16 protein-coding genes are annotated in these 23,122 nt (G+C 53.8%); 9 read left to right on the top strand and 7 right to left on the bottom strand.

The genetic code is table 11. From position 1 onward, the window contains the following. Positions 1 to 56: 56 nt before the first annotated feature. Positions 57 to 1,505, bottom strand: coding sequence for a hypothetical protein (locus SH528x_RS22155; RefSeq protein WP_442505634.1), 1,449 nt, complete (start codon positions 1,503 to 1,505; stop codon positions 57 to 59). Positions 1,506 to 1,867: 362 nt separating this feature from the next. Here SH528x_RS22155 and SH528x_RS22150 point away from each other — a divergent pair, with 362 nt between their 5' ends. Continuing rightward, positions 1,868 to 4,276: a hypothetical protein gene (locus SH528x_RS22150; RefSeq protein WP_442505633.1), complete on the top strand. Its 2,409-nt coding sequence runs from the start codon at positions 1,868 to 1,870 to the stop codon at positions 4,274 to 4,276. Between the two features lie 28 nt (positions 4,277 to 4,304). Next, positions 4,305 to 5,516, top strand: coding sequence for a PHP domain-containing protein (locus SH528x_RS22145; protein WP_442505632.1), 1,212 nt, complete (start codon positions 4,305 to 4,307; stop codon positions 5,514 to 5,516). A gap of 132 nt (positions 5,517 to 5,648) precedes the next feature. On the opposite strand, the gene SH528x_RS22140 is transcribed toward SH528x_RS22145, so the two are convergent. After that, the gene (locus SH528x_RS22140) at positions 5,649 to 5,849 is read right to left on the bottom strand and encodes a hypothetical protein (RefSeq protein ID WP_442505631.1); all 201 of its coding nucleotides are present in this window, start codon (positions 5,847 to 5,849) and stop codon (positions 5,649 to 5,651) included. Positions 5,850 to 6,766: 917 nt separating this feature from the next. Here SH528x_RS22140 and SH528x_RS22135 point away from each other — a divergent pair. The 6 genes from SH528x_RS22135 (at position 6,767) to SH528x_RS22110 (ending at position 16,256) form a co-directional block, all read left to right on the top strand. Continuing rightward, a complete protein-coding gene (locus SH528x_RS22135; RefSeq protein ID WP_442505630.1) occupies positions 6,767 to 7,528 on the top strand; it encodes a hypothetical protein in 762 nt (253 codons plus the stop codon). Positions 7,529 to 7,639: 111 nt separating this feature from the next. Continuing rightward, positions 7,640 to 8,056 carry a DUF7079 family protein gene (locus SH528x_RS22130; protein WP_442505629.1) on the top strand — a complete coding sequence of 139 codons (417 nt, stop codon included), beginning with the start codon at positions 7,640 to 7,642 and terminating at the stop codon, positions 8,054 to 8,056. A gap of 70 nt (positions 8,057 to 8,126) precedes the next feature. Beyond that, entirely contained in the window at positions 8,127 to 10,097 is a 1,971-nt protein-coding gene (locus SH528x_RS22125) for a sulfatase (RefSeq protein ID WP_442505628.1), read from the top strand. Positions 10,098 to 10,581: 484 nt separating this feature from the next. Beyond that, positions 10,582 to 11,589 (top strand): IS110 family transposase, encoded by a 1,008-nt coding sequence (locus SH528x_RS22120; protein WP_442505216.1) that lies wholly within the window; start codon positions 10,582 to 10,584, stop codon positions 11,587 to 11,589. A gap of 655 nt (positions 11,590 to 12,244) precedes the next feature. Next, positions 12,245 to 14,038 carry a sulfatase family protein gene (locus SH528x_RS22115; RefSeq protein WP_442505627.1) on the top strand — a complete coding sequence of 598 codons (1,794 nt, stop codon included), beginning with the start codon at positions 12,245 to 12,247 and terminating at the stop codon, positions 14,036 to 14,038. Between the two features lie 238 nt (positions 14,039 to 14,276). Continuing rightward, positions 14,277 to 16,256 (top strand): fructose-bisphosphatase class III, encoded by a 1,980-nt coding sequence (locus tag SH528x_RS22110; protein ID WP_442505626.1) that lies wholly within the window; start codon positions 14,277 to 14,279, stop codon positions 16,254 to 16,256. 113 nt (positions 16,257 to 16,369) lie between these two features. On the opposite strand, the gene SH528x_RS22105 is transcribed toward SH528x_RS22110, so the two are convergent. From SH528x_RS22105 to SH528x_RS22090, 4 genes are all read right to left on the bottom strand, one after another. Then, on the bottom strand, positions 16,370 to 17,263 hold the full coding sequence (locus SH528x_RS22105; RefSeq protein ID WP_442505625.1) for a ParA family protein: 894 nt from the start codon (positions 17,261 to 17,263) through the stop codon (positions 16,370 to 16,372). 236 nt (positions 17,264 to 17,499) lie between these two features. Continuing rightward, on the bottom strand, positions 17,500 to 18,348 hold the full coding sequence (locus SH528x_RS22100) for a sugar phosphate isomerase/epimerase family protein (protein WP_442505624.1): 849 nt from the start codon (positions 18,346 to 18,348) through the stop codon (positions 17,500 to 17,502). Then, on the bottom strand, positions 18,345 to 19,514 hold the full coding sequence (locus SH528x_RS22095; protein ID WP_442505623.1) for a Gfo/Idh/MocA family protein: 1,170 nt from the start codon (positions 19,512 to 19,514) through the stop codon (positions 18,345 to 18,347). The genes SH528x_RS22100 and SH528x_RS22095 overlap by 4 nt, the downstream gene beginning before the upstream one ends. Positions 19,515 to 19,587: 73 nt before the next feature. Then, complete coding sequence (locus SH528x_RS22090) at positions 19,588 to 20,544, bottom strand: dihydrodipicolinate synthase family protein (protein WP_442505622.1); 957 nt, start codon at positions 20,542 to 20,544, stop codon at positions 19,588 to 19,590. 190 nt (positions 20,545 to 20,734) lie between these two features. Between SH528x_RS22090 and SH528x_RS22085 the strand changes: the two genes are divergently transcribed. Then, on the top strand, positions 20,735 to 21,610 hold the full coding sequence (locus SH528x_RS22085; protein WP_442505621.1) for a helix-turn-helix domain-containing protein: 876 nt from the start codon (positions 20,735 to 20,737) through the stop codon (positions 21,608 to 21,610). Between the two features lie 173 nt (positions 21,611 to 21,783). Here SH528x_RS22085 and SH528x_RS22080 read toward each other — a convergent pair whose 3' ends face one another. After that, on the bottom strand, positions 21,784 to 23,076 hold the full coding sequence (locus SH528x_RS22080; RefSeq protein WP_442505620.1) for a BNR-4 repeat-containing protein: 1,293 nt from the start codon (positions 23,074 to 23,076) through the stop codon (positions 21,784 to 21,786). Positions 23,077 to 23,122 lie beyond the last annotated feature (46 nt).

Here is a 23,122-nt window from a genome sequence, read left to right as displayed (position 1 = left end):
GAAAGTCTTGACGACTTTCGCTATCGGTTTCCGGATAGGCTTTAAGTAACGGGCGATCATTGGGCCACCTCCTTGACTTGTAATAGCGTTTTAATTCCGTCAATCAGTACCGTTTCGACTTCCGGAGCCACGTTGGACGCCGTCTGGCTTGTCTCATAGCCGCCTTGTCCGTACGCCTCGGCGGTGCCGATGTAACCAGGGCCGTAATCGCCGTAGGCCGCCATCGCGACTTTCAAATCAGGCCGCATTGCCTTGGCAGCCAATTGATATTCGATAAACAATTCGCCCGGCATATGCAGCACGCGGACGTCGCCGACGGATAAACAACCGAGATCGATCTCGTGACCATTTTCGCAGCGGAGTAGCCACGCCAAGTCGCTGGGGGCACCCCCATTACGAACTCCGTCCCATTTCGATACAGCGTCGGCCAATGTTTGGCGATCGAGATGTTTTGCTGGCGGTAGCGCCGCTCCCACGGTGGACCAATTAACATCCTCAGGGCCAATCGCAAACTTCTCGGTCGTTTCAAAGGACTGATGCATCGCGTTGGCGACACGTTTTGCCAAGATCAAACGGTTCGGCTTTGAGCCGTCGTTGTATTTGCCTGCGCCGATGTTACCGCCTGCGCCGTTGAAGTGCACATACAACGGTCCCGGAGCATCTTGGCTGCGAAAGAATCTCGCGATCCCTGGAAAATCGGGACTTGGAATCCCAGTACGATAGTAGCTTTGCGGATGACACGCGTAATAGCTCAGCACGGCGACTGGGGCGTCACCATTCCAAAACGACAGCGAACTGAGCACGGGATCGATCGTGCCCACCGGCAGGGCGCGTAACTTGGCATCGCGGGTCGCCGTATAGCGAGTCGCCACGACTTTACCGGTTTCGTCTTGAAGCCGACGATTCGAAGCAACCTCTTTCACTTCGGCGGTTCCAAAACCAGCGTGTGTAACTGGTTTCGCCGTTTTCAACGAAGATTGAATTGCCATTGCCAAGCGGTCAATCACTCGTCGTGCAAAGGTTCCATCGTGTGTTCCCAAATCCGTGGCACCAACCTGATTCAGTAGCGACTCAGCACCAAAATCACAACGCGGCGCGTCGTGTTGATGGAGCGTGTGAACTGCAACGCGTGACGGCGTCGTGCCCGCAGCTTTTGCGATCCGCTGGCGAAACACATCATGGCTTTGGTTAGCGATCCCGATCCAATCCATCGCACACAGCACAATCGGATCCCCGGAGCCCATGATCACGATACCACGGCATCGCAGCCCGAGTTCACCATGACTGTTGACTCGGTCATACGCCATCACGAAACCAACGGGCGGAGTGGCGTCGATGTCAAACGTAGCAACGGAAAGCCCCGCATTCGCTTCACTATCGGGCTGGATCGAATCTTTAGCATTAGCATACGACTGCGGGATGCAGTTTGCCGCTATGGCTAAACCAAAGACAAGGCCGATCCAAAAGCTAGGAAATCGGGACCGCGAGAATTCAAAATATTTCATTCAATCACACTTTCGCGAGGTGGGAGCAAGTGTATAGAGCGAGCAAGATCGTCGCTGTGGGGGGAGGTTCGATTGTATACGTTCGAAAAACGCGGCACAATCAAATCTAATGCGATTGCCAATGTAGCAGAATTTGTCAGGAGATTTGTTGACACAATCCGCCGGATCGCGTGGTCGCCCTCCCGAACGAGACGATCGCCCACTGGACCTCCCCCAGGCTTCGCTCGGTAGAGGTTCTAAAACATTTGCCACAACGAACTAAAAAACTGTCAGATTCCATTCCACACACGCCCACTCTCGAATGATGTAGAATATTCGCAAAGACTTCCCACCTCGCTCGCCTCCCACCGACAAGTCTATAGATGCGAATGTCTGCTCGCGGTTTCTTGTTTCACAAAAACCTCCTCTCTGCGGTTTGTTTTGCGTGGCTAACCACGTTCACAATCGCGAATGCCAAGGACAACGCCGCACCCACGCTCGGTGAAGTGCAAACGCTGCCGAACACCCAACCGCTTCAGCTAGACGAACCACTGGATGGGTGGATGGTACGTGAGATCAATCGGTTCGCAGAACGTGAATTGAGCCTTTCCAAGCAAATACGCAAGCAAAATTGGCATCGTGATTATGCGTCCGAAGATCGCTATTTGCACAGCGTCCTGGCGAACCGCGAACGATTCGCGAAAATTATCGGTGCAGTCGATCCCCGTGCCGATCAGCCGACGCTACAGATGATCATATCTCAGGACGACTTTCAGTCGGCCGCTCCGATTCTGGCTAGTTCCGCCGACTGCGTGGTTCGCGAAGTCCGCTGGCCCGTAATGGACGGCGTTACCGGCGAAGGATTGTTGTTGACCCCCAAAGGACGAGAGCCCACCGCAAGCGTGATCGCAATCCCGGATGCTGACTGGAGTCCCGAAGCATTCGTGGGATTGAGCGAAGGTGCCGACGCCAACCTTTTTGTACTGCATTTGGTCCAACAAGGTTGCGAGGTACTGATTCCGACGCTGATCAATCGCGACCAAGAACACTCTGGAAATCCAGCAGTTGGTTTTACAAACCAACCTCATCGCGAATTCGTTTACCGCACGTCGTTCGAAATCGGACGCCACGTGATCGGTTACGAGGTGCAGAAAATACTTGCTGCCGTCGATTACTTTGTCGCCCGACGCGATTCTAAAAAGCAGGACCGACCGATTGGCGTCGCCGGTGTGGGCGAAGGAGGATTATTAGCATTTTATGCTGCGGCGATCGATACGCGAATCGATTCGGCAATGGTGTGCGGGTATTTTGACGACCGCGAACAGATATGGCGTGAACCGATCTACCGCAATGTTTGGAGCTTGTTGACCGAGTTTGCCGACGCCGACATTGCCTCGCTCATCGCGCCGCGGCGACTGACTGTCGAAGCGTGCCGAGTTCCCCAAGTCGATGGACCACCCGCAGTCACCCCTGGCCGCCGAGGCGGATCAGCCCCCGGCCAAATACATACTCCGAAACTAGCCTCCGTACGCGATGAGTTTTCACGTGCTCAATCCCATTACCAATCGTTGGGTCAACCCGACCAAATCGAGCTGGTAATTAGTGACGATGGCACGGGCCCCGCCGGCAGCGTTTCAGCGGTGACCTTGTTTTTAGCCGGACTAAATCTCGACGCATCGTTAAAAACAACCGCGAAATTGACACCGCTATTACCGCTGGCGGATGCATCCGAAAGACAAGCGAGACAGGTCGATGAGCTGGTTGAGCGAAATCAACGTTTGGTTCGCGACAGCCCTCGGATTCGGGATCAGCACTGGAAAAAGGCCAATCGGAGCACCGTAGAGTCCTGGATCGACACCACCGCAGCGTATCGTGACGAATTTTATGATGAGGTGATTGGGCGACTTCCGCATGCCAAGCTTCCGGCCAACCCCCGTTCTCGATTAATTATCGATGAAGAGAAGTTTAAGGGATACGAAGTGGTTTTGGATGTGTTCGACGATGTGATCGCCGGAGGCATTTTGATATTGCCGACCGATTTGAAACCAGGCGAGCGGCGGCCCGTTGTCGTTTGCCAACATGGGCTCGAAGGTACCGCCGCCAGCACGTTGGAACAACACACGGATCTTTTCTTAGATCGCGGCTTCGCTGCCGAGCTAGCGCTCCGCGGATTCATTGTCTATGCACCTCAGAATCCCTATCGCGGCGGCGACAGATTTCGCGAAATTCAACGAAAATCCAATCCGCTGAAGCGATCTCTGTTTAGTTACATCATCCCTCAGCACGAACGTACGCTCGAGTGGCTCAGTATGCAGCCTCATGTGGATCCCGATCGGATTGCGTTTTATGGCATCTCCTACGGCGGCAAGACCGCAGTGCGTGTGCCCCCTTTTGTTCCGCAATACGCCTTGTCGATTTGTTCCGCCGACTTCAATGAGTGGATTGGCAAAACAACCAGCAACATCTATCGGTCTAGTTACGTCTACACTGGCGAATATGAAATTTGGGAGTGGAACATGGGAAACGTGGCCAACTATGCTGAGCTTGCCTGTATGATGACGCCCCGCCCGTTCATGGTCGAGCGAGGACATCGTGACGGTGTCGCACCGGACGAATGGGTGGCAGCGGAATACGCCAAAGTCCGGCGTCACTACGACGAACTCGGAATCGGTGATTCCACCACCATCGAATTCTTCAATGGCCCCCATACTATTCGTGGTCTTGGGACCTTTGCTTTTCTACACAAACACTTGAATTGGCCAGAACCAAATCAACATACGGAACCAAAGTAACATGCGGAAACATTGGATTATAGCGAGTTTGTTTTTTCTCACATTGACGCTCCGTGCAAATGCACAAGAGTCATCCAACGGCGACCCTGAACTACGATGGTGGAAGGGCAACCTGCACACCCATTCGTTATGGAGCGATGGGGACCAATTCCCTGAAATGATCGCGGATTGGTATCGTCAACGCGACTACAACTTTCTCGCGTTAACTGACCACAACGTGCTGAGCGAAGGCATGCGTTGGATGGAGATGTCCGCGATCCATAAGCGAGCGGACGAGGGCATTCTAGGTCGTTACCGGAAACGATTCGGGGATGCATGGGTGGAAACCCGAGGCGAGCCTGGACAGAAAAATCACGAAGTCCGGCTGAAGCCGATGGACGAGTTTCGCTATCTTGTCGAAGAAACGGGCAAATTCATTCTGATTCCGGCCGAAGAAATCAGCGATAAAGCCGAGGGGAAACCAGTTCACATCAACGCCACGAATTTGGCCGAGGTGATCAAACCGGTCGGGGGCGACACCGTGCGACAAGCAATCGAAAACAACTTGCGTGCGATCCTCGAGCATGAAAAGAAACACGGCCGCGAGGTTTTGCCTCACGTCAACCATCCCAATTTTCATTATGCGATAACCGCCGAGGATTTGGCGGCGGTCGTCTCGGAGCGTTTCTTCGAGGTCTATAACGGACATCCCGGTGTGAACCATCTCGGTGACGACGATCACCCCAGCATCGAACGGATGTGGGACATCGCCAACGCGATTCGTCAAACCTCGCTCGACATTCCCCCGTTGATGGGAATCGGCACCGACGATTCACACGAGTATCACGGCAAGGCCGGTTCGCGTCCCGGGCGAGGCTGGGTGATGGTCCGCAGCAAGTACTTGACTCCCGAGCATTTGATTCGGGCAATGAAACAAGGCGACTTTTATGCATCTAGCGGAGTGGCATTGTCCGATGTCCAATTTGACAAGGAAAGCCAAACGTTATCGCTGGCGATAGCAACCGAGCCCGACACCACCTACGAGACCAAGTTCATTGCCACACTAAAAAAGGGGGACGGAGTCGATGAACATCGCATCGGGGCGGTTGTCGCGACATCCGAATCGGCAACGCCAGAGTACAAATTGACCGGCAACGAACTCTATGTGCGAGCGGTCGTCACCAGCAGCAAACCGCCAGTGGACCCGTCGTTCAAAGACCAGAAGCAACAAGCTTGGACTCAACCCGTCGGCTGGGAATGAGCTAGCCACTGCGTTGACTTCTTGAAAGCAAAACCCGCCACGAATCCATTCGCGGCGGGTTTTGTAGTTTCTGACACCCCATCCTCGGCAAAGACATAATCGTTTGCCGTGGTGTCGCTCACAGCGCTCCGTCTATCGACCCTGCTTTTGCGAGTCAAGTTCGTCTTGCAGCGAAAGGGGACTCGCGAATTTTGATTGCGAATCTGTAAGTATCTGCAGATTGCTATCGATCCAATTCACCAACGCCCGTTTCGCTTGCGAATTAGGCGATGGGTCGATTTCAAAGGTCGGGGTTTTCATGCCCCAGAGGTCGCATGGCGGTATTGTCTTCATCAAATCAAGCTCCTTCGATAATGGTGCCTGCTTTCCAAGGGTCTCGCTAATTCCTTCCGTAGACAACTTAGAAAAGTAGACGCAATTGTGGTGGAATCCTTACACCCCAAAATGCTGGGATTGCTGAGGGCGACGGCGATGCCGTCTGCGGTCGCAACCGAAACACGATTTGGCAAGACGAGGATGAGATTCCCTTCACCCATCGTTCGCCACTGAGATTGGAATTATCTACCTTCAATATCGGCCTGCCAAGACAAATATTTTTAGGGTGCGGCGTATCAGCGGCAAACCGCTCGCTTCCGCTATCATAGATTCAGGAAACCCGGCAGACGTAAAGTCTTTAGTGGCTTAGCGTTGCTCACCCGAAACACTTAAAGGGAATAAAAACGTACACCCGTTGGCCCCAGCTACTCAGAGTCGTAAATGGATCGAATGAAGGCCCAACATATCCAATGCCAACTCAGATGCATCGATTCGCCTGCAATTGATGATGATCAGTCTACAGAGGGCGTCCGAGCAAGTTGAGTCGCACTAGACACGATGTTGCGCGGTCGCCCTCACCCGCACGAGGCCTGAAGGGCCCTTGCGACCTCTCCCAAGCTTCGCTCGGGAGAGGTGACTTGCGCGTCTGCCACCTCTCCCAAACGCATTTAAAGGAGAGGTCGAGCAGTGCCTTCAGCGTGCGCGAAAGCGAAAGCCATAAAACACAGCTTGGTTCAACCGATCGATGTAACCTGCTGTGCGTTCAAAACCCTCATTTGTGCGCGTGGATTAAAATTGTGGTACGTTAGATCACAGCCATAGAACGCCATGAATACTCACGTGTCAACAATACGTAGGACTCAACATTCGTGTTCTCGATGGCGGATTCGTAACGATTCCATGACACTTCTCTTTCTCTGTTCGGAGGTCCCGCGATGTCAATCATGCGTTTGTTGTTGGTGGCTGTCGTTGCAATGTCGATTAGTTCACTTGGATTTGCTCAGTCGTCAGATCCCTTTGGCGGAAGCGGGGCGACCGACTTACATGATCCGTTCGCAGCACCAAATCAACCGAAGCCCAGTTCCGTGAACTCGAAGCCGACGCAGATGCGACGTGTGGCGAAGCGACCGCCAATTGGAGAAAACCAAGTCGTGACGATCGGATCGGACAATGCATCGGAAGCTCGTATTCTCGCCTCGCTTGATGATGAAACGAGTATCCAATTTATCGAGACTCCGTTGGGCGAAGCGATGCAGAACATTTCAGACATGCACAAAATCCCAATCGTGATCGATAGGCAATCGCTGGAGGAACTGGGGATCGCGACCGACGTGCCTGTGACGCTTGCGTTAGAACACGTCACGCTTCGCAGTGCCTTACGACTGATGTTACGAAGCTTGGATTTAACCTACGTCATCGAGCACGAGGTACTTATGGTCACAACTGCGGAAGCGTCCGAGCAACGCCGCGTCATTAAAATGTATCGCTTGCCAAAAGCGATGCAGGACAAGAGCGAGGAGATCGTCGAGGTGATGAGGGAAACACTGAGTCCTACTAAATGGCAATCGTCTGGTGGAACCGCGGCGATATCAGCGTTGGACAACATATTGATCGTTTCGGTCAATGAACCGATGCATCATGAAGTCGAGAACTTTCTTCGCATGTTATGCGAAGCGTACTTTGCGACCGAGGAATGATCGCCGAAGTTCACTGAGAGTGTCTCCATCATTTATCGCGGTCGTACCGCTTCGTGCCAGCGGCGACGATGCGGTGACGTAACAAGCCTTCCATTCGCCGTCACTTTTTCCATGACTCCCGCCGATCAAGATATTGAAAATCGCCGCCCCGTTTGGCGTGCCTTGTCGGATCTTTTCCTGGACACTGAATTGCAGGATCATGACTTGTCGTGCATTGCTCGATCCCTCGCGGAATCACCTTACACGGCTTCGGAAATTGAGACGATTTTGTTTCGTGAAGTGTATCCCGTCTGTATCGCGAATCTAACGTGTGTCGCCGGTGAGTGGGCAGGTTTTGACGACGCATGGCTCGAAGCAAGTATTTTAAAACACGCCCGGCGGAGATGGACGCTCGCAAATATTGTCCAGCTAAATCGTTGGATGATCCGCGACGATTGGAATCGCGTCAAAGTCCTCTATTACGAGCAATGGGGCGTGCCCCATACTCACGGACTTGAACTCAAAGCTTTTCCGGATCTCCCGCAGTAACGTTGCGTCCTGATTACCATGTTTGCTTTGGATCCGATACTTAATCCCCCCCCAAAACTTAGAAGTTTTCGTGAAGCAACCAAAATTGAATTCAAATCGCCAGCTATCCACTCTGCAACGGAGTCTGTGTTTGGGGATTGTATGGTTCCTGTTCACCGCGTCCGCAATCGCAGCCGAAGCGAAGCCAAATGTGGTGTTCATTTTGGCGGACGACTTGGGTTGGAGCGATACGACGCTGTTTCAAACCACCAAATTTTACAAGACACCCAATATCGAGCGACTCGCCAAACGCGGGATGACGTTCACGCATGCATATGCATCGAGTCCGCTTTGCTCGCCAACGCGATCCGCGATACTGACGGGACTTAGCCCGGCGCGAACCGGAATCACCACTCCGAATTGCCATTTGCCCCAAGTGATCCTCGAGGCAACGGCAACGGGAACCGGACCCGCAAACCAAATGGCAACATTTCCGAGTTCAGTTTCGCGGTTATCGACCGAGTACTACACGCTTGGCGAAATGTTCAAAGACAATGGGTACGCGACCGGTCATTTTGGAAAATGGCATCTCGGAGCCGAGCCATACTCACCGCTAGAGCATGGTTTTGATGTCGACGTTCCGCATTGGGCGGGACCGGGCCCCGCAGGCAGCTACGTTGCGCCATGGAAGTACCCTGACTTCGATCCCAACACGCCGAGCGAACACATCGAAGATCGGATGGCTGAGGAAGCCGTGGCGTTCATCGAGTCGAACAAGAGCCAACCGTTCTTTTTGAATTACTGGATGTTCAGCGTTCATGCTCCTTTCGATGCCAAGAAATCGTTGATCGACGCATACAGGAAAATGATTGACCCGAACGATCCGCAGCGCAGTCCCACCTATGCCGCAATGATCGAAAGCATGGATGATGCGGTCGGCACATTGCTCGATACCTTGGACCGACTGAAGATTGCAGAGAACACGATCATTGTGTTTGCATCGGATAACGGCGGAAACATGTATAACCAAGTGGATGGAACCACGGCCACTAGCAATTCGCCGCTTCGAGGCGGCAAAGCAACAATGTATGAAGGAGGCGTTCGCGGACCTGCGATTGTCGTGCAGCCAGCAGTCGTCGAAGCAAACTCGCGTAGTGATGAAGTGATTCAAAGCAGCGATTTCTACCCCACGCTATTGGAACTGTTGTCCATTGCACCTCAGCCGAATCAGGAATTTGATGGCATCAGCATCGTGCCGGCACTGCATGGAAAATCGCTCCAGCGCGAAGCTATTTTCACATTCTTTCCGCACAGCCCGCCTGTTCCCGAGTGGCTCCCACCTTCGGTGAGCGTACACCAAAACGATTGGAAATTGATCCGTATTTTTCACGGCGGTAAAAACGGAAACCATCGCTACAAGTTATTCAATTTGAGCGAAGATCTCGGAGAACAGCATGATGTGTCGGCCAAGTACCCTGAACGCGTTAAAACCATGGACGCGTTAATCGAGACATTCCTTATCGATACCCACGCCGTACTACCGCTGCCTAACCAAAACTTTGATCCGGCCAAGTATCAACCGGAGCAAGAAGGGGTCGGGAGAATCAGAAACACCGCGAGTCCAGCGTCCCAAAAACCCACGCGTCCTCGCAGCAAGCCGATTGCGGGTTGGCAAGCCGACGGCACTTGCACGCTGGCGGTTACCGACGGTGTACTTGTTGTCACCAGCAGCGGCGGTGATCCCTCTTTTTCCTGCCCGTTGCCAAAAGCGATCCATCAGCAACCGTTGACGCTTCGATTCACGATGAGATCGCAATCATCCGGTCACGGACAAGTCTTCTGGCACGAACAAGGCGTCGCGCCCGCGTATTATCGAGATCGCAGTGTTCGGTTCGAGCCAAAGCACGACGGAGCAGCCCACGAGGTTGCAATCGAGTTTTCACCAGCAAAACCAGTGCAAGGGATTCGCATCGATCCGTCGCGAGCCGCGGGCGAGATGCAAATGTCAAACATTCGGCTAACAACACCCACAGGTGAAGTGCTGCACCGTTTTAAGCCGTAAACGAGGTTCCAGAAGTAGCATGCGGCATGGCGACAATGTTCTGTCACCTCTGCACCAACTTCGAGGTTGTGCGGCCTTTTATTTCGTTGTGAATCGAGTCCTTTGACGTGCTTCACCTCCCCGAAACTTGTTTTGGGGAGGTCAGAACGAGCGGAGCAAGTTCTGGGTGGGGCATCGAAGTGTTAGAGATGACAATGTGCAAGCTCAACGTCGCCAGCCCGAGAGCGGAAAACTCGCTGAAGGCTCCTTTTCCGACCCTAGTATATGATCATTGTGGTGTTTCGACCGGTTTTCGCGTCGATTCGCTGTGATGACCTTTTCGCAGTCGCTCTGCGGAAAAGTCGCTGACTCACAGATCCTATCCGACCCTTCTCGGCCCCAGGCTAGAGCGATTGGGAGCTTGATCGTGAGTCAGTTCTTTTACCCGAACGGTCGCTAGGTCGGCGTCATGCCAGACCGCATTTACTAGGCAGGGACTTTTAAGATGAGCAACGAATCTACTACAAACACTCGACACGAAACACCACTGTCGCGAACCGGTTACCAACGAGTCATCGGAGTCGATGTTGCCAAAAATAATCTCGATCTTTGTGATTCTCAAAACAAGCTTACCGGGCGAATTGATAACGACGTGAAGAGCATTCAAGCGAAATTGCTTGACCGCATTGATCCTGACAGCGCGACATTGATTCTCTGTGAATCCACCGCCAGCTATCACCTGTTGATGACTGACATGGCTCACGACAGCTCGATTGACGTCGCCATTGTCAACCCACGGCAAGTCAGAGACTTCGCCAAGGGCCATGGATGGCTTGAGAAGACCGACACGATTGATGCAGCGATGATTTGTCGATTTGGTCAGGACGTTCCGGTCCACTTGGCAGTCAGACGCAGCGAGCAACAGAAGCATCACACCGCGATGGTTCATCGTCGGGTATCGCTTCTGAAGATGCAGGCTCAAGAACGATCGCGGTTGCTACATACCACCGACAAAGAGACTCGCAAGTTGCTAAAACAGATGCTGCGCAACATCGAAAACCAGCTAAATCGCGTTGATAAACGACTCAGCGAGATCCTCAAAGAGCTGGCAAAGCAAGAGCCCAAAGTGCAGATTTTGAAGAGCCACCCCGGCGTGGGCGAGGTCACGATCAATGTGCTTCTGACTTCGCTGCCTGAGTTGGGGCAACTCAATCGCAAAGAGATTGCGAAGTTAGTTGGCGTATCGCCGATGGCTAAGCAAAGTGGCACCAAGGATGGTAAACGAATGGTGCGTGGTGGGCGTCAATCGGTCCGCTGTGCATTGTACATGGCAGCGTTATCAGCTCGGCAGTACGACGAGCGTCTGAAAGCCTTTTACACACGTCTAAGAAAGCAAGGGAAACCGTACAAGCTGGCGATGATCGCTTGCGTACGAAAGCTTCTTTCGACACTCAATCAGATGGTTCGTAATCAAGAAACGTTTGACACTTCAAAGTTCGCCGCGATGGTCTGATCAGTCCACCAACGAAATAACGGTTGAAGAGCCCCTTTCGCGTCGCCGTCACATTGGCCTGCGCCAGCATCTGAGGCCGATGTGACGGCGATGCGGAAGGGGCGGCCCCATTTTGCCGAGCCCGAACAAGCGTCGAGCCAGGGATCGAGCGAAGTATTTGGAAAAAACGGCAGCCGACCAACGACCGAAATCGCTCGTCGACTGCCTACGTACTCGAGCGTTGCCGCTCGGTACAAGGGTCCAAACATACACGCAGCCAGACTCCCATAGGAGCCCCCTATGTCCTTCGATGCTGCGCATCGAGGCGAAACATCGAATCAAAAATTTAGTTTTTTGATAAGCGACTATTGCCAAATCTTAACACGGTCGCTCCCTACTTCGTTGGGAGGGTGAAGCAAGTGGTTGCTACCACTCAACTTAAAAGCCGCTCAACCTCTTCGTCGGTGGAGAGGTAACTGCAGTATCGGCCGGAAGAAAAACTCACCCCCATTATCCGACGTCGATACCAAAGTTTTAGCGGCCCAGGCTAACGCCCAAACGGCTAACATAAGAACGGTGATGTCGTACTAAATAAGCAGTCTCCGCAGTTTGGGAAAGGTCGAGCATAGCCTTCACCCGAATGGACCATTCCCGCCCGCCCACTTAAATCACTTTCATGAAACAATCCTTTCTGCTTTTCAGTGTTTTCATCACGGTTGTAACCTGCGCACGTGGCGACGTCGTCCGACCCAATATCATCGTGTTCTACACCGATGATCATGGCTACGCGGATTTGTCGTGCCAAGGCGTATTTGACGACATCAAAACACCCAACGTCGATGCCCTTGCTCGCAGTGGGGTGCTGGCAACACACGGATACAGCACAGCGCCGCAGTGTATCCCCTCGCGAGCTGGATTGTTGGTTGGGAAGTTTCAGTCGCGATTCGGTGTCGAAGCAAATGGGCAATCGCTCGACGGTTTTGATCGCGAGTTGACGATCGCCGAACGACTTCAAAGTTCCGGCTATATTACTGCCCAATTCGGCAAATGGCATCTTGGGACTGGCCCCAAGATCACGGAACACGGATTCAAACATGTGTTCAACCAGAACGCTCAACGTCCCTTCGCGGCGAACATCACGCTCGATGGAACGGATCGTGAGATGTCGAATTTGCCTCCTACGATGTATCACGTGGACGGCTGTAGCAAAGCGGCCGCAGCGTTGATCGAGCGATACAAGGATGATCCATTCTTTCTGTACGTCGCTTATCGCGCACCGCATGTGCCCTTGGACGCACCACAGAAGTATCTCGACCGCTTTCCCGGGAAGATGCCCGAGCGACGTCGCCAGGCCCTGGCAATGTTGTCTGCGGTGGATGACGGCGTGGGATTGATCACCGACACACTGGCGAAACATCAGCTGACGCAGAAGACTCTGATTTTCTACATCGGAGACAACGGGGCTCCGCTAAAAATTCACAAGCTAGACGCACCCGGTGGCGGTCCGGGCTGGGATGGTTCGCTAAACGATCCACTCAATGGCGAAAAGGGGATGCTATCCGAAGGCGGTATGCATGTGCCGTTCGTGATCGCTTGGCCAGGCAAAATTCCCGCCGGACAAATCTATAACCATCCCGTCAGTGCGCTTGATGTCGCGGCAACTGCGGCCGAGATCGCGAACCTGGAAACGAAACCCGGCGACCTCGACGGTATCAACCTGATTCCGCATTTGACCGGCCAGCTAACGACTCCGCCGCATGACGCGTTGATGTGGCGTTGGACGGCACAGTCGGCGATCCGCGAAGGCAACTGGAAATTGCTTCGCGGTGGCGATCGCGAGTATCTTTACGACTTGAGTAACGACATCGAAGAACAACATAACGTTCTCCGCACGCATCCTGAAATTGCCACCCGATTGCGAGGGAATTTGTCCGCATGGGCCAGCGAATTGAGTCCGCCGGGGCTCGCGACGCAGGAGATGTCCAAAGCGGCATCCGACTATTTCGACTTTTACTTGGACGGAAAGCCGGCTGCACCGATACGCGGCAAATCAGTGTCAACGCCTACGGGCAAGTCAAACGTTCCGTGGATCGTACGGAGCGGTGAGATGAAAACGACCGCAGCCGGGGTTCAGATCGTTGCTGGAAAATCGGGAAAAAAGCAAAAGCCATTCATCACACGTGCTGGTTTGAATTTACAGGGTCCTGTTTCAGTCATAGTCGTCGTAAAAAACGACACCCCGGGCGATCTCAGCATCTCGTGGCGAGACTCGGGCGACAAAGATTTCACGCCGGAAAAACGAGTCAGAGTCGCTGTCGCGAAGTCGGACGATTGGCAGACCGTCGAAACTCAGTTGCCTGGTAAAGCGAAGGTCATTCATGTGCGGGTGCAAGTCCCAAGCGGCGTCACGACCATCAAGAGCATCGAGCTTAACCCGAAGAGTGGAAAGCCGGCAACGCTGACCGAATAGCGGCATTGACGATTGGGGCCTAGCGGCCACTCACAACGCTTGCGATTGCGTTTTTGTGAGCCGACCTCGCTAGCCCCGACTGGTTTCTTGCCTTACAACTTAGGTAAGCCGGAACCGGCAGTTTACTGTTGAGGTTCTCGGTTTGCCAGGCAGGCCTTTAGCGAACTAGGTTGCTTCCTAATCGGCTTCCTATTCTCGTCTTCGACAGACTTTATCTCTTCTTCGCACGTAATGACCAATGCTCAACACGTCACTGTCCTTTAAGCGTCCCGAAGCGGACCTCTCGGTACTGGAACTGCTTGCAGTCAAGTATCCAAATGTCGACGCAGCCATCGCGGAGGTCGCGCGGCTTGCGGCGGTGCAAACGTTGCCGAAAAGTGCTGTGCATGTGATCAGTGACATTCACGGGGAAGACAAGAAACTGCAGCATGTGATCAACAACGCTTCCGGAACGCTCCGCCCGCTCGTCGAAGAGATGTTCTCGGGAAGGATGGACGCCGATGAGATGTCAGAGTTTTTGACACTGACCTTCTATCCAGCAGAAGTTACCGAACGCCTGCGACACACTCTGAAGCAACCTGAAGAGGTCAAAGCGTATGCAACGAGAATGCTGAAGTCGCAGCTTGAACTGCTTCGCCACCTGGTATCCAACTTCAGCCTGCGACTGGCAACGAATCTATTTCCGCCTGAATACAGTGAACTTCTGTTAGAGATGTTGCACGCCCCCTCGACTGATCGGGGCCCTGAGTTTGTTGCAGCAATGCTCGATGAACTCGTACGACGTGGACGCGCGTTACACCTGATCCATCTGCTCGGACGCCTGATTCGCAACCTAGCCGTCGATGAACTGATTATCGGTGGCGATTGTTGGGACCGCGGCCCACGGGGCGACCGTGTCGTGGATTATCTGCGTCGTCAACCCAACGTCGAATTCATCTGGGGCAATCATGATGCTTTGTGGCTTGGTGCGTCGCTTGGAAACGAGGCTTTAATTTGCACAGTGCTTCGCGTGTCGCTGCGTTACCGACGCCTTGGCCAATTGGACGAGGGCTACAGCGTTCCGTTGACACCGCTTGAACATCTCGCCCGCACCGTTTACGCCGACGACCCCGCCACGTTTTTCATGCCCAAGCGAGAGGGCATGCGTCCCAATGAGGTCGTTGCACGGATGCAAAAAGCGGCTGCCGTGATGCAGTTCAAACTCGAAGGGCAGTTGATCCAACGTAATCCGCAGTGGGGTTTGGACCATCGACGCTTGCTGCATCGAATCGACCATGTGCGTGGGACGATTGAGATTGATGGACAAACCTACGATCTGCGTGACAATTTATTTCCGACGGTGGATCCGGAAAACCCGTATGAGTTGTCCGCTGAGGAATCGGCATGCCTTGCGTGTCTGAAGCACTCGTTTTTGGACAGCCAGAAGCTGCATGAGCAAATGCGTTTCATGGTCGGTCATGGATCGATGTACCTAAGAAGAGATGAATGCCTGATCTTTCATGGGTGCGTGCCGTGCGATGCGGAAGGCTCGTTTTTGCCATTGATGGTCGATGGTCACCCGCTCGCAGGACGCGAGCTATTTGAAGGCATCGAGAAAGTAGTCCGTCGTGCCGTCGAAAAGTCGGCTGAGGAGGATCTGGATTTCCTTTGGTACCTGTGGAGCGGTCCACGGTCACCATTGTTTGGGAAGGACCGGATTGCGACGTTCGAGCGTGACTTTATCCAAGACAAGACACCGCATCGCGAGACCAAGGATCCCTACTTCGCACTCATTCACGAAACCGAATTCTGCGACAAAGTGTTGACCGAATTTGGGATGGAAACCGAAGGAGGATTGATCGTGAACGGCCATGTGCCGGTCAAGGTCGAAGAAGGCGAATCACCGCTGAAACGCAGCGGCAAAGCGATCACGATCGACGGAGCGTTCTCGGAGGCTTACGGCGACTACGGCTACACTTTGCTGCTAGAGCCTAACCGGATTGTATTGGCCGAACACCATCATTTCGAGTCGGTCGATGCGGCGATCCGCGATGGGATCGACATCGTGCCTGCTGTCCAGGAAATTCGTGTGTTTGATAAACCACGGGCTACCCGTGATACAGAGCGAGGCCAGCGAATTCGTTATCGGATCGAGATGCTCGATCGATTGATCGAAGCTTATCAGACCAATCGTCTGCACGAACAAGCGACCAGCACTAGTCTGCACTCGTCAAGGTAGTGGTGCTTTGTTGCATCTCACTCTTGAGGTAGTGGACGAGGCGACGAGTCCCCGTTTTACTCTCTTTGCGAAGGACTCGTTGCCTCGTCCACTTCGCTCGAATCTGAATCGCGTTAGACGTAATGAACGACTCGCGTCTCGATACCGAGGAGTTCGCAGCGACCAAACATCTCATCAACTAAATCGCGATATCGCGTTGCAAAAGGTTTACCATACTTTGCGTCGCAATTTGCGAACGGGGCGTTCACGCTACGTGGATCAACTGCCGAAGCTAATCGCGTCGCGTTGGGAATGATCGTCTGAAACGGCTTGGGGATTCCCGAGAATGGATCGAGAACCATTTCACGATGAAGTGCCACCTGTTCACGATACAGCGTCCAAAGCGTCCCCAGGCCGGCGAGTTTGAATCCGTAAGTTGAGAGTCGTTTCACCAGGTTCTCCGAGCCCCGCACTGACAATTGGTCGGGAACGCTGGGGATGACGTAGCCGTCAGCGATTCGCAAGAACATTTTAACTTGCATTGCAATACTAGGAGGGCAATCGACAAGGACGACGTCAAAGCTGGCGTCGAGCCAGCGTTTCACTTTTTTCATTTGACGGGTCAGATATACCTGCAATTCACGCTCGGTTGCGTAGGACCGGCAGATACGTTGGGACTTTGCAACGTTACTCGAGAAATCGTCGATCCGAAACGAACAGGGGACGACCCACAAATTCTCGCTGGACGTTTGCACCGATGACGCGTTGCCCAATGCAAAATTCGGCAAATCCGCTGCGTCGAAATTGACATCGGCCATCGCTAGAAACATGTCGTGCAATGTCGTCTTTGCCCGCTCGGATGCAAGCATCCGAGACTGCCCCACCAATAGCTCGCCCGCCATGCTTTGGTGATCTGCGTCAATAACAAGCGTGCGTTGCCCCTGTTCGGCAAAGGTTTCTGCAATGGCGACCGTGGAGGCGGTTTTTCCAACGCCGCCTTTCAGGTTGATCATAAGGATGATGGGCACGTTTTGACTCGCGGGTGGGGAGGTGGCGAACGGTGAGGGACGCGGAAAGAATTGCTAACCGGGGGGGCACCCTCTGCATATCGTCCATGGCTCGCATCGGGTTGACTGCTTTGTGTCGTTAGATCACAAAGCAGACAAACGGAAACACCCGGGCTACCGGCACGACAAGAACCGCGTGACAACGCGCAGCGCCGCGAGAGCGTCGTCAAACTGAAGGTGCTTTGGTCCGATCCACGTTACGAATCGGTTTCATAACGCTGAATGATCTTGTCCAAGTAATCCGCTTGGTCACTTGCCCAGTGCTCTTCGGAAAAGATTTCGACTTCGATCCAGCCGCTAAATCCGGCGGCTTCGACTTGCCCGCGGATACCTCGGATGTCGATGCACCCGTCACCCATCAACGCGCGGTCCGTAAGCAAATCACGTGTGGGAACTCGCCAATCACAAACGTGCAAGCCAAAGATACGGTCAGCTTCGCCAAGCAACTTGATTTCGCTACTCAGATCGGGATCCCACCAAACATGATAGACGTCGACCGCAACACCCACGAAGGGATTGTCGATCCAATCGCAAATCGTGCGAGCTTCGGCGATACGATTGATACAGCTCTTATCCGCTGCATACATTGGATGCAGAGGTTCAATCGCAAGTTTGACGTTCGCCGCCTCCGCCGCAGGCAAGATTTTCTCGATGCCGTCGCGCACCCAGCCCCGTTGCTGTTCCAGCGGAACACCGGGCTCTGCACCCACGACCAGTACCAGCATTTCCGCTTCCAATTCTGCGGCCGTCTCGATTAAGCGTCGGTTGTTGTCAACACGTTTTTGTCGTTCTGATTCGCTGGATGCACAGAAAAAACCTCCTCGGACCAGCGCTGGTACTTTCAGCCCCGCATCATCAACGATTTGCTTGGCCGCCGACGTTGCCAGTCCCTCCAAGGCTTCTACCCAGACACTGATTCCGGCAATTCCACGCCGCGAATAGGCATCCGCTGCCTCGGCGAGTGACAATGGCTTCGTCGTCATCGTGTGAACAGCCAGGCGACTGCGATCGGGTGAAGCAACTTCTGATTCGGGCGTCGTCATCATGCGTCCTTCTCTTCGACGGTGACCCAGCGTTGTTCGCGAGAAGAGGACTCGCCGGCATTGGCCAGCAATACACCCGCTGCACCGCTACGCAGCGACCACGGGAACGCCTCTCCCGTCACCACGTGCTTGAGAAACAGTTCCCACTGAATCTTGAACGCGTTATCGTACTGCGTCGCGTCCGGCAATTTTTGCCAGCCATCATAAAAATTGATCGGTTGCGGAATGTCGGGATTCCAAATCGGCCGCGGAGTCGACGCAAGACTTTGCGTCCAACATTCGCGAAGGCCTGCGACCGCCGATCCTTTGGTTCCATCTACCTGGACGGTCAACAAGTCATCGCGTCGGACACGAGTAGCCCAGGAACTGTTGAATTGGCAGGTCAATCCATTCTCAAGCAGGAACAACGCATAGGCTGAGTCATCGGCCGTGCATTTGTACGGCTTGCCCGCTTCGTCAATTCGCTCGGGAAGATCGGTGACCGCATGAGCAAGGACCTGCTTTACTGGGCCAAACAAATCGTTGATCAAATATTCCCAATGGCAAAACATATCGATCATCATCCCGCCCCCATCTTCGCGGCGGTAATTCCACGATGGACGCTGGACTGTCTGATTTGGCTCGTCGCCGGCGAACACCCAATAACCGAATTCACCTCGTACGCTGAGGATGTCGCCAAAGAATCCCTGGTCGCGAAGCATTCTCAGTTTCCGCACCCCTGGCAACCACAGTTTGTCTTGCACCACTCCGTTTTTCACGCCCGCGGATTCGCACTCATCGGCCAGCTTGAATGCTTCCTTGGCATCAATCGCGATCGGCTTTTCGCAATAAATCGCTTTGCCATGGTCAATCGCCTGACGAACGATCGTCGCTCGCATCTGAGTGCTTGACGAATCAAAAACAATGTCAGTTGCTGCGTCGGCAATCACCGCGTCAACGTCGGTCGACCAGTCGACCGGATGGCCGATCTCCTCAGTGGCAACGGTTTCGGCCAATTGACGTAGTCTGGCTTCGTTACGTCCCAAAAGGATTGGCTTGATCTGAATCGTTTGCCCATCAGAGGTGACGACGCCTCCTTGACGCATGATCGCCAGAATCGAACGGATGTAGTGTTGATTGGTTCCCATGCGTCCGGTGACACCGTGCATGGCAATGGTGAGAGTCTTCATGGAGAGCCTTAGTAGTTTGATGAGTGCAAGGGCGTGCGAGCTATGGATGCTTCAAAAATTGCTTTTCGAACGACTATGAGATGCGATCCATGATGTCTTGCAGGATTGCAACATCCGACTCGGGTCGTTGCGGGCTGCCGGGATACGTCAGCGGTGTCTTGATCCAGCCGCGAGCGTGCAGGAATTGAGCTGCATTATGCTTGTATGCAGGTACCGGGTCGCGAAAGGCAAGGAAGCCAAGGTATTGCAGGATGTCGTTCTGCTCATAAAACGCAGAGTCGCCGGAAGCCCACATCGCATCACGTCGAGCAAACGCTTCCGGAGCAAACGTGCTGAGTCCGAGCAGGTAGTCGCTTCCGTACATCACCATATCGATCGCCAAATCATTGCCCGTCAGCACTTTAAAGTCCGGGCGAATTTCGTCGCGAAGTCGAAGTCGCTGCCACTCCAATTCGCGACTCAGTGATGAGTGCTTGGCGCCTCGACACGCTTCGATCCCCATCAGCCCCTCATAGACATCCAGACTGTAGATCTTTCCGAACGGCGCGAACATTTTGCCAAGCTCAAAACCGAGGAAGTCGCCTGCGTGCGAACCAATCTTTTTGTACGCTTCGACAATTTCGTCGTCCGCTTGTTCGGTCAAACCAAACGACTGAAAGATAATCGGGGTGCCACCATACTTGAGGACCTGGTCGAGTCCGATTCGGTAGGTATCAAAATCAAACGCGTCGTCCGGAGTATCTTTCACGAAGACACCCGCCACGTACTCTCGCCCGCCCATCAATGCTTGCGTCTCCGCGAGCACTTGTTCTCGTTGCTTTTCGGTGATCAGGTTGGCGTAGCCGGTGTCCATGTTGACCGCGGGGACCAATCCGGCATCCGCCGTACGCACGACGTGTCCTCGGAATCCCTCCCAATCGATCTCCATTCCCGACAACAGCGGCAACAGGATGGCGGACATCCCGCTAATGGTGCGGCGCGGACGAATCGCAGGAATTTCGTCGACTTGGAGACTGGTGAGTTGTGTCATTTGTGAGCCTTTGACAGAAAAGCGGTGCGAGTGATTCCAACGCTCATGATTATCGGCACCTTTCGATTCCGCGACTTCGCCATTTGCGCACGATCGACTTGCAATTTGGGCATTCCATGCGATCATCAGTTAATAACAATCTTCAATTCGGGGATAAATCCCGCCGCGACCGCCGCTGAGAACTCTTTCCATGACCTCGCAATCAACCACTCGGCGAAGCGTGCCAGTACCGGAAACGATGTCGAACTCGGGACTTTGGGTGTTTGAAAGCTTGCACGACGAGTCGTTTTCGATGACCGAGACTCAGCATCGCTTTCCCAAGCTTCTCTACATTCGCGAGGGCAGCGGCCAGATTGCTGCAGATTGGGCATCCAGTGCCGGCGACGCGTCGAATTGCGTTTCGGGCGACTGTATTCTCATTCCCGAGGGGATGAGTCACCGGATTGTCGATACGCCGCGGCATCCAATATCGCTGTATGGGTTGGCAATCGACCCTCACAAGATCACGCCATGTGCGGAGATCGAAAAGATGATTCCGATCGGCAAGCTTCCTCGCCAACGCATGTCGTTGTTGAACATCGAACGACGGATTCGCCGCTTGCTCTATCTCGTCTCGCAACCAAGTTCGGCTTCGACGTTGTCGGCGATCGCCGGAGCGATAGAAATTTTCGCTCAGCTTGCTTTGGCGTCCGGTGGGCAGCTGCCCTCGGATCATGAAACGAATTGTGAACTCAACGATATTCGTCCTCCCGATGCGATTGACGAGTATCTGCTGTGGCTTGATTTTAATTTTTTTGAACAACTGACCGTCGACGCGGCAGCGAGAGCATGTGGCATGTCGCGGCGAAAGTTCACGAACGACTTTCGCGACAAAACGGGAAAGACGTGGCTCGCGTATCTCAACGAACGACGCATCGAGCACGCCAAAACATTGCTTCGCGATACGGAGAGCAAAGTGACGTCGATTGCGTTTCAAAGTGGTTTTGAAGAGCTGTCAACGTTTTATCGCACCTTCAATCGGCTGACAGGAATGCGACCGCTCGACTATCGAACGCAATCCATGTAGCGAGTCATCGTCGACGCCGAAATGGCGATCAATTACTTGCGTTTCTTCAATCACCAAATTGGCCGCGTCAAAAATGGGAAGGAAGTGGAGGTTTCTAGCAGATGCCAAGGATGCCAAACGCAACCAACACTCAAACGCAACCGGCCGATCAAGTTACACCGAACATCCCGCGTCTACTCGCCTACGATCGCGACCACATCGAGGTGAAAATCGGTGTACGAGTTAAACTTGCCCCGTGTCCACAACATGATGCGAGGCCCGTTCGGATTCGCTGGGACGACCGGACGCAATTGATCGCTTGTCGAGTTCTCGGTAATCGCAGTCCACAGCCAATTCGCTCCTGCATCGTTCGTTGTTCCACGAAACAATTCCCAGTGGCGTTCCCCATCGGCAGAACTGATCAACGGCGTCCCCGTCACTGGGTCCGCATTCGTTGAGATCACGACGGTGTTGGGATCGTCGGGATCCAGAGCCACCAAGCCGGTGTAGTCGTCTTCACCTGCGTACAGCTTTGTGCCGGCATGAGCCATCGGGTGGACATGCCAACGCGTACCGTCCCAACGACCGTAGTAATACCGATGATCCAATCCACCAGCAGTCCGTTTCGTTCGTGCCTCTGCTCCGTCGACTTGAACCGAAAACGCAATATAGGGGTGACCTGATTTGTCCAACCGAATGTCACTCGTCCAAGCCACGCGATCGCGGCCGCCCGCAAAAACTTCGCTGAAACTGTTTGGTTTCAGCGGCGAATTGCCGTCGCCTGTCGGGTTTTCCAACGCGGTGCCATCGGATGTCCACAGTTTGCCGGCGTGATAATAGCCGTGGTAAATGCTGTTGTCGTACGCACGCGGATGGTCATCCGTTGTGATGAAATGAATACTGTCTTTGCCATCACTGGCATAGCGGACATAAGGACGCCCGCCATCGTGCCCTGTGTGTCGCGGGTCCGTTTTGAAGTCGCCTCGTGTCCACCCCAACAAACGCCACCCGTATCGCCATGTAACTCCGCCGTCATCCGAAAGCGTGCAATTCGGGTTGTAGCCACGCCCCCGATGGAAATTGTATATGCGATTGTTTTCCGCTGACAACGAATACACGTTGCTGTAGGTGTAGGCCGCCCCGATGTCGAACGTGTTCTCGTCGGTCCAGTCACTGACATCCGCAGGCTGCTGGGTAATACGCCAACGCTGCAGGTGATCGTTGCCGTGTTTGCCATAAACCGCCAGCAGTCGTTTGTCGGGCAACACACACAGGCCCGCGACATCGTGGTCGTCTTGATGAAACTTCGGGTGCAGAGCAAAGTGCTTGATCTCGTTTGATCGAGGATCAAACGAGGTCGCAACCAGATCACCTGCCGTCCAATCGCCGTGGTCGTCACCGCTGATTGACGTGAAGATGACTTTGCCGTCAACGACTACGGCCCGCTCGCCTTGAAACCAACACCAACCCCCGTTGGGTTTCACCACGATGGGTTCGGATCCTCGGGTGGCATTTAGGAACGTCAAACAAAGG

The organism is Novipirellula methanifontis (assembly GCF_052161655.1).
Taxonomy (GTDB): Bacteria; Planctomycetota; Planctomycetia; order Pirellulales; family Pirellulaceae; genus Novipirellula.
The sequence above is the reverse complement of the archived record's forward strand: the minus strand, read 5'-3'. Positions and strand labels throughout refer to the sequence as shown.

Bases quoted from the DNA above. Each gene is read 5' to 3' on its own strand.
- SH528x_RS22155 (WP_442505634.1), bottom strand. From the start codon at position 1,505: ATGAAATATTTTGAATTCTCGCGGTCCCGATTTCCTAGCTTTTGGATC.
- SH528x_RS22150 (WP_442505633.1), top strand. From the start codon at position 1,868: ATGCGAATGTCTGCTCGCGGTTTCTTGTTTCACAAAAACCTCCTCTCT.
- SH528x_RS22140 (WP_442505631.1), bottom strand. From the start codon at position 5,849: ATGAAGACAATACCGCCATGCGACCTCTGGGGCATGAAAACCCCGACC.
- SH528x_RS22135 (WP_442505630.1), top strand. From the start codon at position 6,767: ATGTCAATCATGCGTTTGTTGTTGGTGGCTGTCGTTGCAATGTCGATT.
- SH528x_RS22130 (WP_442505629.1), top strand. From the start codon at position 7,640: ATGACTCCCGCCGATCAAGATATTGAAAATCGCCGCCCCGTTTGGCGT.
- SH528x_RS22120 (WP_442505216.1), top strand. From the start codon at position 10,582: ATGAGCAACGAATCTACTACAAACACTCGACACGAAACACCACTGTCG.
- SH528x_RS22115 (WP_442505627.1), top strand. From the start codon at position 12,245: ATGAAACAATCCTTTCTGCTTTTCAGTGTTTTCATCACGGTTGTAACC.
- SH528x_RS22110 (WP_442505626.1), top strand. From the start codon at position 14,277: ATGCTCAACACGTCACTGTCCTTTAAGCGTCCCGAAGCGGACCTCTCG.
- SH528x_RS22100 (WP_442505624.1), bottom strand. From the start codon at position 18,348: ATGATGACGACGCCCGAATCAGAAGTTGCTTCACCCGATCGCAGTCGC.
- SH528x_RS22095 (WP_442505623.1), bottom strand. From the start codon at position 19,514: ATGAAGACTCTCACCATTGCCATGCACGGTGTCACCGGACGCATGGGA.
- SH528x_RS22090 (WP_442505622.1), bottom strand. From the start codon at position 20,544: ATGACACAACTCACCAGTCTCCAAGTCGACGAAATTCCTGCGATTCGT.
- SH528x_RS22085 (WP_442505621.1), top strand. From the start codon at position 20,735: ATGACCTCGCAATCAACCACTCGGCGAAGCGTGCCAGTACCGGAAACG.